General features: G+C 68.4%; 15 protein-coding genes. 3 read left to right on the plus strand and 12 right to left on the minus strand.

The window, feature by feature from the left end; all coding sequences use genetic code 11:
* Position 1: 1 nt before the first annotated feature.
* The 10 genes from pqqD to B9Z01_RS28945 form a co-directional block, all read right to left on the minus strand.
* Positions 2-304: a pyrroloquinoline quinone biosynthesis peptide chaperone PqqD gene (pqqD, locus tag B9Z01_RS28900; protein ID WP_085488984.1), complete on the minus strand. Its 303-nt coding sequence runs from the start codon at positions 302-304 to the stop codon at positions 2-4.
* A complete protein-coding gene (gene pqqC / locus B9Z01_RS28905) occupies positions 301-1,059 on the minus strand; it encodes a pyrroloquinoline-quinone synthase PqqC (protein ID WP_085488985.1) in 759 nt (252 codons plus the stop codon). Before pqqC ends, pqqD begins: the two co-directional genes overlap by 4 nt.
* 88 nt (positions 1,060-1,147) lie before the next feature.
* Complete coding sequence (gene pqqB, locus B9Z01_RS28910) at positions 1,148-2,095, minus strand: pyrroloquinoline quinone biosynthesis protein PqqB (RefSeq protein WP_085488986.1); 948 nt, start codon at positions 2,093-2,095, stop codon at positions 1,148-1,150.
* Entirely contained in the window at positions 2,092-3,180 is a 1,089-nt protein-coding gene (locus tag B9Z01_RS28915; protein ID WP_085488987.1) for an alpha/beta fold hydrolase, read from the minus strand. The genes pqqB and B9Z01_RS28915 overlap by 4 nt, the downstream gene beginning before the upstream one ends.
* Positions 3,177-3,767 carry a cytochrome b gene (locus B9Z01_RS28920; protein ID WP_085488988.1) on the minus strand — a complete coding sequence of 197 codons (591 nt, stop codon included), beginning with the start codon at positions 3,765-3,767 and terminating at the stop codon, positions 3,177-3,179. Before B9Z01_RS28920 ends, B9Z01_RS28915 begins: the two co-directional genes overlap by 4 nt.
* 69 nt (positions 3,768-3,836) lie before the next feature.
* Positions 3,837-4,730: a formylmethanofuran dehydrogenase subunit C gene (locus B9Z01_RS28925; protein WP_085489094.1), complete on the minus strand. Its 894-nt coding sequence runs from the start codon at positions 4,728-4,730 to the stop codon at positions 3,837-3,839.
* A 14-nt stretch (positions 4,731-4,744) separates the two neighbouring features.
* The gene (gene fhcD, locus B9Z01_RS28930) at positions 4,745-5,704 is read right to left on the minus strand and encodes a formylmethanofuran--tetrahydromethanopterin N-formyltransferase (RefSeq protein WP_085489095.1); all 960 of its coding nucleotides are present in this window, start codon (positions 5,702-5,704) and stop codon (positions 4,745-4,747) included.
* A 49-nt stretch (positions 5,705-5,753) separates the two neighbouring features.
* Positions 5,754-7,454: a formylmethanofuran dehydrogenase subunit A gene (locus B9Z01_RS28935; protein WP_085488989.1), complete on the minus strand. Its 1,701-nt coding sequence runs from the start codon at positions 7,452-7,454 to the stop codon at positions 5,754-5,756.
* Positions 7,451-8,992 (minus strand): molybdopterin-binding domain-containing protein, encoded by a 1,542-nt coding sequence (locus B9Z01_RS28940; protein ID WP_085488990.1) that lies wholly within the window; start codon positions 8,990-8,992, stop codon positions 7,451-7,453. The genes B9Z01_RS28935 and B9Z01_RS28940 overlap by 4 nt, the downstream gene beginning before the upstream one ends.
* Positions 8,993-9,311: 319 nt before the next feature.
* Positions 9,312-10,178 carry a HisA/HisF-related TIM barrel protein gene (locus tag B9Z01_RS28945; RefSeq protein WP_085488991.1) on the minus strand — a complete coding sequence of 289 codons (867 nt, stop codon included), beginning with the start codon at positions 10,176-10,178 and terminating at the stop codon, positions 9,312-9,314.
* Positions 10,179-10,192: 14 nt separating this feature from the next.
* Here B9Z01_RS28945 and B9Z01_RS28950 point away from each other — a divergent pair, with 14 nt between their 5' ends.
* The 3 genes from B9Z01_RS28950 (at position 10,193) to B9Z01_RS28960 (ending at position 13,150) form a co-directional block, all read left to right on the plus strand.
* Positions 10,193-11,260, plus strand: coding sequence for an ATP-grasp domain-containing protein (locus tag B9Z01_RS28950; RefSeq protein ID WP_085488992.1), 1,068 nt, complete (start codon positions 10,193-10,195; stop codon positions 11,258-11,260).
* 20 nt (positions 11,261-11,280) lie between these two features.
* A complete protein-coding gene (locus B9Z01_RS28955; RefSeq protein WP_085488993.1) occupies positions 11,281-12,465 on the plus strand; it encodes a hydantoinase/oxoprolinase family protein in 1,185 nt (394 codons plus the stop codon).
* Positions 12,466-12,559: 94 nt separating this feature from the next.
* Complete coding sequence (locus B9Z01_RS28960; protein ID WP_085488994.1) at positions 12,560-13,150, plus strand: amino acid kinase family protein; 591 nt, start codon at positions 12,560-12,562, stop codon at positions 13,148-13,150.
* Here the strand turns inward: B9Z01_RS28960 and B9Z01_RS28965 are convergent.
* Complete coding sequence (locus tag B9Z01_RS28965; protein WP_085488995.1) at positions 13,131-13,883, minus strand: (5-formylfuran-3-yl)methyl phosphate synthase; 753 nt, start codon at positions 13,881-13,883, stop codon at positions 13,131-13,133. The genes B9Z01_RS28960 and B9Z01_RS28965 overlap by 20 nt on opposite strands.
* Positions 13,884-13,900: 17 nt before the next feature.
* Positions 13,901-14,500 carry a DUF447 domain-containing protein gene (locus tag B9Z01_RS28970; protein WP_085488996.1) on the minus strand — a complete coding sequence of 200 codons (600 nt, stop codon included), beginning with the start codon at positions 14,498-14,500 and terminating at the stop codon, positions 13,901-13,903.
* Positions 14,501-14,581: the final 81 nt, after the last annotated feature.

Raw genomic sequence — 14,581 nt, forward strand, 5'->3', positions numbered from 1 at the left:
GCTACTCCAGCCAGCCGCGCCCGTGCGCGTCGGCGATGAAAGCCCGCACTTCGGCGCCAAGCCCGGTTGCATTGAACGCCTGTTCCAGTTCGGCGATGAGCGTGTCCATGTCGCGTGTGCCGTCGCAGCGTTTGAGAATTTCGCCCGCGCTTTGATTGAGCTTCACCATGCCCTCGGGGTAGAGCAGCACGTGCGCGTTCTGCGCGGGCTCCCACTGCAGGCGAAACGGCTTCGCGATCGTCAGAGGGGGCGCGGCCTGGGTGGCGCCTTCCGTGGCACCTGCGGCGCGTGTCAGGTCGTTCATTGCGGAAACGCCTTCTCGATCGAGTCGAGCATGGTCCACAGAATGTCGAGCTTGAACTGCAGGATCTCGAGCGCCCGTTCCTGCTGATCGCGTCGTGTGAAATGATCGAGCGTGACTTCGAGCCCGTGCTGCACGTCGCGCTGCGCGAGCGAAATGCGCGAGCGGAAATACGCGAGGCCCGCTGGTTCGATCCACGGGTAATGTTCGGGCCAGCTCGCGAGCCGGTCGCGATGCACTTGCGGCGCGAACATTTCCGTGAGCGACGAGCAGACCGACTCCTGCCACGGCGCGCGGCGCGCGAAATTCACATAGGCATCGACGGCGAAGCGCACGCCCGGCGTCACGTGTTCGAGCGACCACAGTTCGTCGCGCGTGAGACCGACCGCGTCGGCGAGACGCGCCCAGGTTTCGATGCCGCCTTCCGCGCCGTCGTAGCCGTCGTGGTCGAGAATGCGCAGCACCCAGCGGCGGCGCGTCTCGCGGTCCGGACAGTTCGACAGCACCGCCGCGTCCTTCAGCGGAATGTTGATCTGGTAATAGAAGCGGTTCGCGACCCAGCCGCGAATCTGCTCGCGCGAGCAGCCGCCGCTATTCATCTTCACGTTGAACGGATGATGGATATGATAGGCGGTGCCTTTCGCGCGCAACTGCGCCTCGAATTCCTCACGGCTCCAGGCGGGCTCGTCGGTGCTTCGTGCTCGGGTTGCACGCGCCTCGCCTGGCGGTGTCGTGTCGTGAATGTCTTTCGCGTTCATGCCGTCTCCGTTTTATGGTCGTTCACAGCCGCGCCTCGTTACCGTATTTCTCTGTCTTTCTCTGCACTCGTCACTACATCTGCGGGCTTCAAAGCTCGAAGCTCATGCCGTCGTAGGCCACTTCGATCCCATGCTCGCTGAGCACGCGCCGCTCGGGGCCGTCCTCGACGAGGATCGGGTTGGTGTTGTTGATATGGATCAGCACCTTGCGGATCGCGCCTCGTTTGCCGGTGTCGCCGGAGCGCTCCGCATTGAGCGAATCGAGCGTTTCGATCATGCCGCCCGCGCCTGTTTGCGGCAGATGCCCCATGTCGGCTGCTGTTTTCTTCGAGAGGCCCAGGCGAATCATTTCATCGGCAGTCCACAGCGTGCCGTCGACGAGCAGCAGGTCGGCCTCGCGCATCGCCGCAAGCACGTGTTCCTCGATCGCGCCAAGCCCCGGCGCGTAGAACACGCGCTTGCCCGATTGCAGGTTTGTCAGCACGAGCCCGATGTTGTCGCCGCGCTCGGGCGCGTGGCGGTGCGGCGAGTAGGGCGGCGCCTTGCTCGAGAGCGGCAGCGCGTCGATCCGTATGCCGTGCAAGGCATCGACCGCGAGCGGCGCGCCGTCGAGCGCAATGCGGCGATGCTCGACGCCGCAGTAGTGCGAAAGGATCGGCGCGACCGGGAAACCCGAGCCGAGGTCTTGCCATACCGCATCGGTCGCATAGAGCGGCAACGGGGTGTCGCGCTCGCGCAGCATCAGCAGGCCGGTCACATGATCGATTTGCGCGTCGATCACGAGCACGGCGGCAATGCCGCTATCGCGTGCGCGACGGGCCGGTTGAAGCTCGGGGTTGGCGGCGATCTGCGCGAGCAGATCGGGCGATGCATTGATGAGCAGCCAGTCCTCGCCGTTTGCGCTCACCGCGATCGACGACTGCGTACGGCGCGTCGCCTTCAGCGTGCCGCGGCGCACGCCGTCGCAATTGCGGCAGTTGCAGTTCCACTGCGGAAAGCCGCCGCCCGCCGAGGAGCCGAGTACCTTGATCTTCATGCCGCGCGGCGCATGCTGCGCTCCTCGTGATTGGCCGGAAGGAACATCGCGGCGAGCGCGCGCGCGACGCGTGCATGCAGCGCGGGGTCGCTCGCCAGATGCCCCGCTGTGCTCACGTATTCGAGTTGCGCAGCCGGAACCGCGCGCCCGAAGCGCCGCAGATTGTCGGGCGGACAGACCGGATCGCGCGCGCCATGCACGGCGGTAAGCGGCACCCCCGCTGCGGCCGCGCGGCGCGCAAGCGCCAGCAACCGCGTTTCGCCGAGCCAGCAGCGATGCGCGAGATAGTGAGCCTGAATCCGGTATTTGCCGATCAGCTTGCGGGCGTAGCGTGGCGAGTCGTGCGTGCCTCGTTGGGGCGCGCCTCGCCGTACCGCCTGTGCCGCGCGTTGTACCGCAGCACGCGGCGCGGCGCTCGCGAGCACCGCGTTTTCGTAATCGCGCCAGGCCAGCGCGAGCGCGCGTTGCCGCGTGTCGTCCATACCGTCCACACCGTAACGCGCACCGTATTGCAGGCGGGCGGCACAACGGGCGGCCAGCTTCGCGGGCCGCTCGCAGCGGGCCGCGTCGCGCAGCCTCGCCCACGCGCGCGGCGCGCGTTTGCGCGACGTGACGAACAGAGCGCGAACTTCCCGCGCCGAGGTGAGAAAGAGGCCGCGCATCACGACGCCCGTGACCGACTGCGGACATTGCCCCGCATACGCGAGCGCGAGCGCCGCGCCCCACGATCCGCCGAGCACGCCCCAGCGCTCGAAGCCGAGCCGCGCGCGAATCGCTTCGAGATCGGCGATCAGATAGTCGGTGCGGTTGTGGCGCAGGCTGCCGTGGGGCGTCGATGCGCCGGTGCCGCGCTGGTCGATCAGCACGACGCAAAAGCGGCTCAGATCGAAGAGCCGCAACGCGCCCGGCTGGCTGCCGCTGCCGGGGCCGCCGTGCAGAACGGCGACCGGCACGCCATCACGTGCGCCGGCCACCGCGAACCACACGCGATGACCGTCGCGTGTGCGCAGCGTATCGGCTTCGAGCGGCGGCAGGGCGTGCCGCGAAGCACGCGGCGGGCTATGTGTCGGACTCCGTAGCGTCATGGCAGCATCCTCGCGAGCAGGTTGTCGCGATCGATCCACTGGTGCTTCAGCGCGCCGGCCACGTGCAGCGCGATGAGCGCGATCAGCGCATAGCCGATGGCCTCGTGAATGCCGAAGAACAGCTCGCGCAGATGCGCGTCGTCCCAGCCCCACTTCGGCAGCAGGATGCCCCAGAAGCGCGTTCCGTAGCGGTTGAACGACGAGCCGAGATAACCGGCGAGCGGCATCGCTACCATGCCGACATATAAAAGACCCTGCGTAGTGCGCGCGGCGGCGCGTTGCCACGGTGGCATCGGTGACAGGGGCGGCCGGTGAAGGACCGCCCGCGCCACGATGCGCAGAAGCACCAGCAGGAAAACCGTCAGTCCGAGCGACTTGTGCAGGTTGATGAGCGTCGCCTTGACAGGCAAGCCCTTCGGCAAGCCGACCATATAGAGCCCGAGCGCAAGCAGGCCGATGATGCCGAGCGCGATCAGCCAGTGCAGCGCGATCAGCAAGCCGGCATAGCGCGGGCCGCCGGCGTTCGAGCGGGCAGCCGCTGTCGCGTCGGCATCGGGCTTTGCATCCGGGGAATCCGCTGTGGTCATGCCTGTCTCCTGTCCAGGTGACTGCTGTCGAACACCGTTTCAGTCCTTCGATCGGCCGGGCGCACTGCCTTATCCGGCGATCAGTATTTCGCCTCTGCCATCGACCGCGAGGTCGCCCGCATAGCGAACCGGCAAGCGGTCCGCGCGCCACTGCGAAAAGGGAGCGATTTCATCTGCGAGGCTGCGCACGAGCAAAGACCAGAATACGTCGAAACCGTGGCCACCGTCCGCGAACGTCGCAGGCAAATGCGCGGGCCGCCGCGCGAGCAGCAAGGTGCCGCGTCTCATCCCATAGGCATAATGCGGGCCTAGTGCGCCCGCCACGGCAATGGTTCCGGCCACCAGCCGCGACGCCGCGAATTCGCCCGCATTGCCGCCGACCAGCACGAGGCCGCGGCGCATCCGGTCGGCGAGCCGCGCGCCTGCGTTGCCGTGGATCGTCAGCGTGCCGCCGCTCATGCCTTCCATGTCGCCCGTCAGCGCGCCGGCGGCGAAGTCGCCGCTGTCACCATGCACCGTGAGCCGGCCGCCGCGCATCTCGCAGCCGGTGAAGTGCCCGGCGTGACCGTCGATCCGTAGCATGCCGCCGCTCATCCTGAAGCCGCAGTAGTCGCCGGCCGGACCGTGCACGACGAGGCAGCCGCCGTCCATTTCCGCGCCGAGGCGGTCGAGCCATTGCGCCGCGCCGTCGATGACGAGCGTCGGAGCATGGCCGTCACAACGGGCTGGCGATACCGGCGCTTTCGCGGGCATCCTTTCAGGCAATTCCTCAGATATTCCCTCAGCCGCTTCGTCACGCAACACCTCGAACACATCGCCGACGACGCAGCGTTCATTGCCAGCCGGCAGAACGATGCGCTCGATCTCGGCCACGCTCATGCCCGCCAGCGCCGCGGGCCGCAGCGCGGCGGCATCCACGCGAAAGCCGGGCGGCGTTTTCACGCGCAGGGTCGTCGTGTTCATGCCTGTGCTCGTGCTCATACGCGGCCCCCCTCGACTCCGGCCGCGAGCGCATGCAGATGGAAGTGGTACGGCCCGAGCTTGCCGCCGTAATTGCCCGCCGAAATCCGCAGCATGCCCGCCGCGCGTCCGAGTCCGGCCGCCGCCGCGATACCGGCCGTCATGGCCGCGCCGACATCGGCGTCAGTGAGACCGTCGATCACGATTTCCAGCACACAGCCGACTTCCGCGCTCAATTCGCTGCGCGCCGACAGACCGATCAGGCTCGGACAGAACGCGTCGTTGGTGGAAGCGCTCGCGCCCGCATATCGGGAGCCGACTTTCGAGCCCGAGCGGACGATGCCGCCGGGGAACGGCATGATGACGTTCGGCAGCCGGCGCATCGCCGCGACGGCGGCTTCGGCGGCGGCGAGCGCGGCGTCCTGGTCGCGCGCGAGCAGCAGCAGGTTGCCGCCGCCGACCGCCTTGACCGTCGCCGCCGTGTCCTCGCAGACGAACTCGCCGTCCATCACCGGCACGCGCCAGTAGCGTGTGTTGCCAATCATCTTCGAGATCTGCCAGCCGTCGCCGAAAAAGCGCAGCCCGCTGCCGAGCGGCGCGAGATCAGAGAGCGGCGCGCGGCTCGTGGCGGGATCGATGCCGCCGAATACCGCGGTGCTCGGACACGTGAGCACGCATTGCCCGACGCGCCGGCCGATCTGCTTCGCGAGTTCCTTCGACGACACCGCGAACAGCAGCACCGCGACGCCCGGCCGTCCGTCCGGCGTTTCGCCGGGCGCCAGCGTGCGCTCGACACCGGCCTCGCAGCCGCAGCCGATCACCGAGGTGGCGAACCCCGTCAGCGAGTTCGCCGCGTGCATCGCCCAGGTGAGCGTGTGCGCGGTGATGACGAGGCGCGTCGCCTTCATCGGAAACGCTTCCGCGAAGGTCGCGTCGATCACGGTGCCGTTGATTTCGAGCGTGGCCGGAGCGTTCATCGTGGGCGGCTCCTCATTGCGCATCGCGTCTGACATAGGTCGGCCGCCCTCAACCGTTGACCAGACATTCGACGGGCAACAGCCGTCCGCCACGGCAGCAACTGCATACCTCGTCGTCGCTGATCGCGGCGTGCGCGAAGTTGCTCGCGAGGTTCGCGTCGCTATAGGCGCGCAGCGTTTTTTCGATGCCACGGTCGAAGTCCGGCGACACGAAATGGATGCCGCCGGTCGGCGTGGCGACGAGCGTGCCGTCGCGCGCGACCAGTTCGCCGTCCTTGAACACGTAGGCGGGCGACGTGAACATCCGCTCGCGGTCCGGCTCGTCGCGATAGACGGCGATGTCCGCCGCCGCACCCGCGCCGAGATGGCCGCGATCGCGCAGGCCGAGCAGCCGCGCGGGACCTGCGCGCGTGATGATTGCGATCTCGTACAGCGAGAACTCGCGCGTGAGTTCAGGCAGCGCGCTCGCAACCTGCGCGTCGGCATTGAGCTTCGCGAGCTGCTCGTCGCGGAACGTTTTGTCCATGAGCAGGCGGATCAGATGCGGATAGCTCGTGAACGGGCCGCCGTTCGGATGATCGGTGGTCATCGCGACGCGCCACGGGTCGTCGACGAGCAGGAAAATCTCGAGGCCGATGATCCATTGCAGCGCGTTCACATAGCTTTGCTCGCGATAGCGGAACGGCACGACGCCGCAGCCCGCATCGCATTCGATGTCGCCCACCACCCACTTGTGCGGCCGCGCGAGCGGCGTGTTGCGGAACTGCATCATCGTGTCACCCGAGGCCGTGACGGTCTGTCCGAAGATGATCTGGCCGACGTCGATCGACACGTTCGGCCGCGCGTTCACCGCCTCGGCAATCTGCCGCGCGCCCGACGAAAACTTCTGCGGCCCCTCGGTTCCATAGCTGTGAAACTGGATGTGCGTCAGATGGATCGGCAGGCCGTCGGCGGCGTCCATCGTCGCGATCGTCGAGGCAATGTTGCCGGGCACGCCGAGATTGCTCGCGTGCACGTGCAGCGGATGCGGCACGCGCAATTCGGTCAACGCGCGCGACAGCGTATGCAGCACTTCGCGCGGCGTGATGCCGTAGTGCACGTGCGGCTCGTCGACGTCGAGCGAGCGCTGGTTGAACTTGAAGGCGGAGATGCCGCCCGGGTTGACCACTTTCACGCCGAGCGCCTTGCTCGCATGAATCGTCCAGCCGATGTAGTCGCGCAGGCGTTCGAAGTCGTCGCGCGCGGCGAGCATCTGCAGGAACAGTTCGTCGTTGCCGAGCATCACGTAGGCGCCGTGATCGATGATCGGCGTGTCGCCCATTTCGAGGTGCGTGTGACGCGCGTTCGACGGCATCATCGCCGGCTCGAACGCGGCGGTGTAGCCCATTTCGGCGTAGCGGTAGCCGGTCGCGAGCGTGCCCGGCGTGCAGACGCCGCACGACGGCAGCCGCAGATAGCGGCCCGCGTCGTCCTGCACCGCCTCATAGGCTGCGTCGCGCAGCGGATCGGCGCGATGGTCCTCGGGCAGCAGCAGGCGCGACAGATTGGTTTTGCCGCCGCCGATATGCGAATGCATGTCGATGCCGCCCGCCATCACGATCATGCCGGTGGCGTCGTATTCGCGATCGGCGGGCGTATTGGCCGCAACGTCGACGATGCGGCCGTCGCGGAACGTCAGATCGCGCCGTTCGCCGTTCACGTTGTGAGCGGGGTCGAAGAGCGTGCCGCCTTTGAGTCGGACGAGGCTCATGGGCGCGCCTCGCCGGGGGGCTGGGCGGGCGGGCGCGCGGGCGGTGCGGCGCTCGGGCGTGGAATCGGGCGGGCGCTTGATATGTCACTTGACAACTCACCCGATAGCTCACTCGTTAGAGCGCCCAGCCGCGCGGCAATCTCCGCCACCGGCGCGAGCGCGGCGCCGCGCGCGGCGGCAAGCGGCATGACGACCGAACTATCGACGCGAAACAGATGGCCGCCACTGTCGATAGCCGGTGTCGCGACCGGAATGAACACGGTGTTCGCACCGCGCGCCTTTGCGGCGTTGGCGAGCGCCGGATGGCCCAGCACGATCAACGGGATGGCGGCATCGAGCGAAGCCGGCCACGCCTGCGGCGCGAAGCTCGCGACCCACAGCAGCGCGTCCACTTCGCCGTCCGCGATGAGGCGGCTCGCGCGATAGCGGTACGGATCGTGATCGAGCGGCGCGGTCCCGGCGATTCGCGCGGGCTTCGACACGCGCGTACGCAGCGGCATGCCGGAGAGCCAGGTCACCGTCTGATTGACCGTCAATGCGCCGTCGTCGCCGCCGAGCGCGAGACATGCCGCGCGGCTCGTGCGGTTCGCCGCCTTGACGATCCGGTTCAGCGCCTCGATGAGCAGCGCCGCGTGCGGGCCCGGCAGCGCGCCCGGCTCGTAGACGACCACCGTGTAGCGCGCCGCCGCGATGCGTGCCTGCAATGACGCGAGCGTTGCGGCTGGGGTGGCGTCTGGGCGGGCGTCAGCGGTGGTGTCATTACCACTGGCGTCATGGCCGCTGCCGTCATGGCTCCCATCGTCGCGCTGCAGCGCAGCCGGCTCGCGCCCTTCGCTGAGCGCGGACCACAGCGCGAGCGTGTCGAAAGGATCGGCGTGCGGGAGCAGCGTTTCCGTGCGCGTTTGCGCGAAGCCGTCCGCCGCCGGGTCCGCCGCGCAGCCGACGAACACCAGCTCGCGCGCGAGATCGGCGCCCGCCAGCGTTCGCGTGAAAAAGCGCGGATAACGCCGCGACGGCTGACAGCCGAAGAACACCAGCAGGTCGGCGCGCGAGCGCACTTCGGAGAGCGTCGTGAAGAACGAGCCGCGGTCCTGCAACGCGAGCGTCGCCGGGCTCAGCGCATCGCCATGCAGATGATCGAGTATCGCGCCGCATTCGGCCGCGAGCGCATAGAGCGCGCGGGCGCCCGCGACGTCGGTGGCGAGACCGCCGAAGAGCGGCCGGCGCGCGTTCGCGAGAAGCTGCGCGGCGCGCGCCAGTGCGGCTGTGCCATCCACCTCGCTGCCATCGACGAGGCTGCGGCATTGCGCGTCGGTGGCGCCGTACTGCGCGAGTGCCTGCGTGAGCCGCGAACATTCGGTGTCCTGCACACTGAGCGTGCCGTCGCCGTGCGAGCGGACGCTGAGGTCGTCGCACAGCAAAGGGCAGAACGGGCAGGTCCAGTCGCGAGTGATGGCCGGCACGAGCGCGCCGGTTACGCCCGGTGAGCTCGGTGCGCTCGTGCGGGGAGTCGATGGATCGGTAGGGGACAGGTGCATGGCGCACTTTTAGCAAGCTCCATGCCGATTGCAGCGATGACGCGGCGACGCGCTCGCGCTCGTGATGGACCGGATGACTGCGCACGGTCGTGCTGCTTTGCGTTCAGCGGATCGTGAGTCTGAATACGCTTCGCGCGGCGTGCGTCGAACGAGCCGCGGCACGCAGGTTTAAAGGCCACAGTGAGACCGCCGCGAGGCCATTGCGCCGTACAGGTTGTGTGCCGCGCTGGAGCAGAGTGTCACGCCGAGCCTGCCCAGCTTGTCGTTCGCTTACATTCGCAGGTTGCTGATCGCGTGGCATGGAAATTGTATGGCAAGCCTACCAGGAGTCGGAGCAGGAGCCGGTGAGCGCGGAGCCGATCTGCCGGTCGTGCAGCGCCGACGCAACCAGCCATGCAGTCGCGCCGGTGCGGGCCGCGGCGGTCATGTCGGCGCGATTGCGGATGCCGCCCGCGCCTATCACCGTGGTGTGCGCGGCGGCGCGCGCGCGGATGCGTTCGAAGGTGGCGAGGTCGGGCCCGGCGTAGCTGCCCACCTGATCGAGCGTCATCGCGATCACGCGCGATGGCCACCATGCCGACGAGCGTTCGAGTTCGGCGGCCGCGAGCAATTCGCCCGCGCGGTGATCGAGCGAGAGGATCGGCGCGAGGCCGGCGGTTTGCGCCGCGCGCAGTGCGTGGATGTCGCGCAGCGATTCGGTGCCGAACACCGGCACGAGCGTCGCGAGACCGGTGCGGGCAGCGTGGCCGCCGGGTTCGTTGTCGGGCTGGCTGGCGGGCTGAATGATGGGCTGGTTGTCAGGCTGAGTGTAGGGTTGACCGTAGGGCTGACTGGCCGGCTCGCTCGATCGAGGTTCGATGGATTGCCCGATCGCGTCGATGCGCTCGAACAGTGCGCGCATCGACGCGTAGTCCGCGAAGCCCGCGTCGATCCAGATGTGGATGCCGGGCAGCGCGGCGCACAACGCGGCGAGCGTCGATACATGCGCACCGCGCCCGAGGATCGCGCCGAGATCGGCGATATAGAGCGTGCGCGCGCCGCTTGCATCGAGCAGCGCGCGGGCGATGGCAAGCGGCTCGCTCGTCGCGGCGAGGCGGGACTGGATGGGCCGATAGGCGGTCCGTTCGCCGCGCACCGCGCGCACGGCGTGGCCGTCGAGCAGATCGAGAACCGGTATCACCTGCATAGGGGCGCGTTCCTTTGACCAAGATCTTTGTCTACGAGTATCTCACCGGCGGCGGCATCGACCCGGAGCTGGCCGCCGCGGGCAGTCTCGCCGACCTGAGCGCGCTGATCGTCGAAGGGCGGGTGATGCGCGACGCGCTGGTCGCCGATCTGCACGAACTCGACGGCGTGCAGGTCACGTTCGCGACCTCGCGCTTCGAAACGCCCGGCGCGGGCGACGCTCATTGTATGGCCGCGCCCGGCGAATCGATGACGGCCTTCGTCGCGCGCGTGGCGCGCGAGCACGATTACGCGTGGGTCATCGCGCCTGAATGCGACGGCTTGCTGCTGCGCTTTCACGATGCCGTCGGCACGGCGCGCTGGCTCGGCTGCGCGAAGGAAGCGATCCGCGTCGCGTCGAGCAAGAGCGCGACCGCGGCATGTCTCGCCGCGCAGGGAATCGCCGCGACGCCCGCGCTCGAACCGGGCGAGGTGGGCGAATCTGGCGAGGAGGTTGCCGGCGAAGACGGCCGCTGGGTCGTGAAACCGGACGATGGCGCGGGCGGCCTCGATACTTTCGTGTTCGACCGCTTCGCCGATGCCTGCGCCGAATACGACGCGCGCGCGGCCGCGGCGCGCAATCCCGTGTTGCAGGCGTGGGTCGACGGCGAGCCGTTGAGCTTGTCGCTGATCTGCCGCGGCGGCGACACCGAACTGGTGAGCATCAACCGTCAGCAGATCGGTTTGAGCGACGGCGACGCGTCGCGCCAGACTGCGCGGATCGTCGAATTCGACGGCGTGCTGGTCGATCAGATCGATCGTCTCGGCGACAAGGGCCGCACGCTCGAAGCGCTCGCGCAGCGCGTCGCGCAGGCGATACCGGGCCTGTGCGGCTTTGTCGGCATCGACGTGGTGTGGCATCCGCAGCGCGGGCCGGTCGTGATCGAGGTGAATCCGCGTCTCACGGTGGCGTATGCGGGATTGTCCGCGGCACGCGGCGGCGCGCTTGCGCGCGCTTTGCTCGCGGCGCATGGGGTGCGCGTCGGGCGATGCGGGGCGGCGCGCGTGAACTCGCCGCTGCCGACTCTCGGGGTGCGGCCTTGAGCACGGCACAGATCGACGACATGGCGAATCAACGGGCGAACGGCGTGGTGAACGACAGCGAGGACATCGGGAACGACACGAACGATGCGGGCCCCGCGGCGGTGTTCGGCTGGGACGTCGGCGGCGCGCATGTGAAGGTGTCGCTGGCCGATAGCACCGGTGCCGTGCGCGATGTCGCGCAATGGGCGTGTCCGCTGTGGCAAGGGCTCGATCATCTGGAGCGCACCGTCGGCCTCGTTTTCGAGCGCTGGCCGCAGGCCCGCGCGTCCACCGCGCAGCACGCCGTGACGATGACCGGCGAGATGGTCGACCTCTTCGCGGATCGTGCCGAAGGCGTGCGCGCGATCGTCGCCACGCTCGCGCGGCGGCTCGGTGCGGAGTTGGATTCGCCGGCGGGTTCGCCACCGCGTTCACCGTTACGTTTCTACGCCGGTGACGCCGGCTGGCTCTCCGCCGACGCCTGCGCGGCCAACTGGCGCCACGTCGCATCGGCGAACTGGCTCGCCACCGCGAACTGGGTCTCTACCCGCGCGGCCAACGCCGTGCTCATCGACATCGGCAGTACGACCACCGACATCATTCCGATCGCCGGCGGCCGGGTCGTCGCGCGCGCTTCGACCGATGCCGGCCGGCTCGCCACCGGCGAACTCGTGTACCAGGGCGTGGTGCGCACGCCGTTGTGCGGTGTCGCGCATCGCATCGAATTTGGCGGTGTGACAGTGAACGTGATGAACGAATGGTTTGCGACGACCGCCGACGTCTACCGGTTGACGGGCGAACTCGACCCGCTGCACGACGTGCAGCCGAGCGCCGACCAGGGGCCGAAGACGGAGGCCGCGAGCCGGGCGCGGCTTGCCCGCATGATCGGGCGCGACGCGCACGAAGCGGCCGCCGCCGACTGGCTGCATTTCGCGCGGCGCTGGCGCGCGCTCCAGTTGCGCGAGATCGGCGTGAATCTGGCGCGGGTGGTCGCGGCGCATCCGGCGCTCGCCGCCGCGCCGCTCGTGGGCGCGGGCTGCGGCCGGTTCCTCGTCGCCGCGTTGGCGCGCGAGGAAGCGCGCGGCTATCGCGACTTCGGTGCGCTCGCGGGCGTGCCGGACGATTGCGCCGCGTGGGCGGCGACGTGCGCGCCGAGTGTGGCGGTCGCGCTGCTCGCGGCGAGCGATCTGCAAGCGCGCGAACCCTGTCATGAGCAGCGGTCGTGAAAAGCGTTAGTGAAAAGCAGCGGTAGCGAAAAGCACGGTTTTGAAACATGACGGAGCCCAGCCGGGCACTCAACTGGACGCGAGGACAACAGTCATGTGGGTGGTCAAGATCGGAGGCAGTCTGAGTCACGACCCGGCGCTGCGCCACTGGCTCACCGAGCTATGCGAAGTTGGCGGCGGCCGTGTCGTGATCGTGCCGGGCGGCGGCGATTTCGCCGACAAGGTGCGCCAATACCAGAGCGAGTGGCGTTTCAACGAACTCGCCGCGCACAACATGTGTCTGCTCGCGATGACGCAGTACGCGCTTCTGATGCAGGGCGTGGCGCCTGAACTCGTGCTGGCGTCGAGCGAGGCGAAGATTCGCCGCACGTTGCGCGACGGCCATGTCGCCGTCTGGGTGCCGACCGCGCTGATGCGCGACACGCCCGACGCGATGAGCAACTGGGACACGACCTCGGACAGCCTCGCGGCCTGGCTCTCGACGATGCTCAACGCGGAGCGGCTGATCGTCGTGAAATCCTGTCCGATTGCCACGGACGATGCGCTCGAGACGCTGGCGGCGGCGGGTGTGGTCGACCGCAATTTCGTCGATTACGTGACTGACGCGAACTACGTGGTCGAACTGCTCGACAAGAACAACGTCGCGTTGATGCGCGACCGGCTGCTCAATATTCCCGTCGCGTGATGGGCATGTCGATGGGGGAGCGGGACGCATCGCCCGCACCCCATTCGCCGGAAGCCGGCCGATGCAACGCGCTCGCCCACTGCGCGACGCGTTCGGGATCGAGCCGCGAGCGGCGTCCGTCGCTGCACAACGCGGTGCGAAAACCCGCCACGTCGGGTGCGAGCGCGCGGATCTGCTCCAGTTGCGCCCAGCCGAGCGCACCGGCGATGCCGACCATCGCGCCGCGCTCGCGCGCGAGCCGCAGCCAGCGCGCGAGCGTGTCGGCATCGACGTGATCGAACAGCGTGCTGCCGTCCTTGCTGGCGGTATCGAACATCATGCCGACAAAGCCGAGCGCGGCGATGTGGCCGACCAGTTCGTCGTCCATGCCGCCGTCGCACAGCAACACGGGCACCACGGTCGCGGGCAGATCCGCGAGCTGCTCGATGCAGCGCCGCGCGGCCGGGCCGCGCGCGACGCCGACCTTCACATAGTCGATGCCCGCGTCGCTGACCTCGATCACGCGCGCGGCGATTTCGTCGAACGCATCGGCCGGCACGTCGCCGATCGCCGCGCTGATCGGCTTGACCGGGTAGCGCGCGCGCAGTTGACGCGCGATGTGCGTAATCTCGCCGATCGACAGGCCGCCGAGCGCGCCCTCGTTCGGCTCTTTCAGGTCGATCAGTTCGGCACCGGCGCGAGCGGCGTCGAATGCTTCGTCGTCCGAGCGGACGCTCGCGAGCAATGCGGTCATCGGTGTTCTCCGAGGAACTAGTGATGTGCGACGGTGGCGGGCGCGCCGCCCGCTGCTTCGAGATTCGCCCGATGCCGCGCGATCGCGGCGACGAGCCATCCCCATGCCGTGCGCTCGTTGTCGCCGGCGGTTTTGTCGATTGCGATCTGCAGATACGCCATTTCCCGGTCGACCTTGTCGGCCGGCAGCATGAAGAGCCGGCTCACGAGAATCGCGCCTTCCACCACGGCCGACTGCGCGCGGTTGAAGCCCGCGAACGGCGCGTGGTTTTCGCGGTGCACGCATTTCATGAACAGCACGGGACGCTGCGCGTCGTCGCGCATTTCGTCGAGTTCGAGCTCGGCGTGCGCGAGCGATTCGGCAAGGCGCACGCTCGCGACGCGGCTTGCGCGCACGGTCGGCCAGTCGGTCGCGCAGTGCGTGACGCAGCCCGCGAAGATGCGCACGTCGGTGGTGAAATTCAGAACCGCCGCGCGCGACGCGACGATGTTGTCGAGCGTCGTGGACGGACGGAAAGGAGAAAGCACGACACGCTCGCCCTCATACCGGGCGCCCATCGGCGCGATATGAGGGCGGCCATCGCACGCTGCCGTGGTGACGATCGTTTCGTGGATCATGGATGGGAACGCGTGTCCTGACAGCGCCGAAAGGCCGGCCGGTTAGCTGATGACAAACACCAACAGGATTCGCAAAGGGGC

This window comes from Paraburkholderia susongensis (assembly GCF_900177725.1).
Taxonomy (GTDB): Bacteria; Pseudomonadota; Gammaproteobacteria; order Burkholderiales; family Burkholderiaceae; genus Paraburkholderia; species Paraburkholderia susongensis.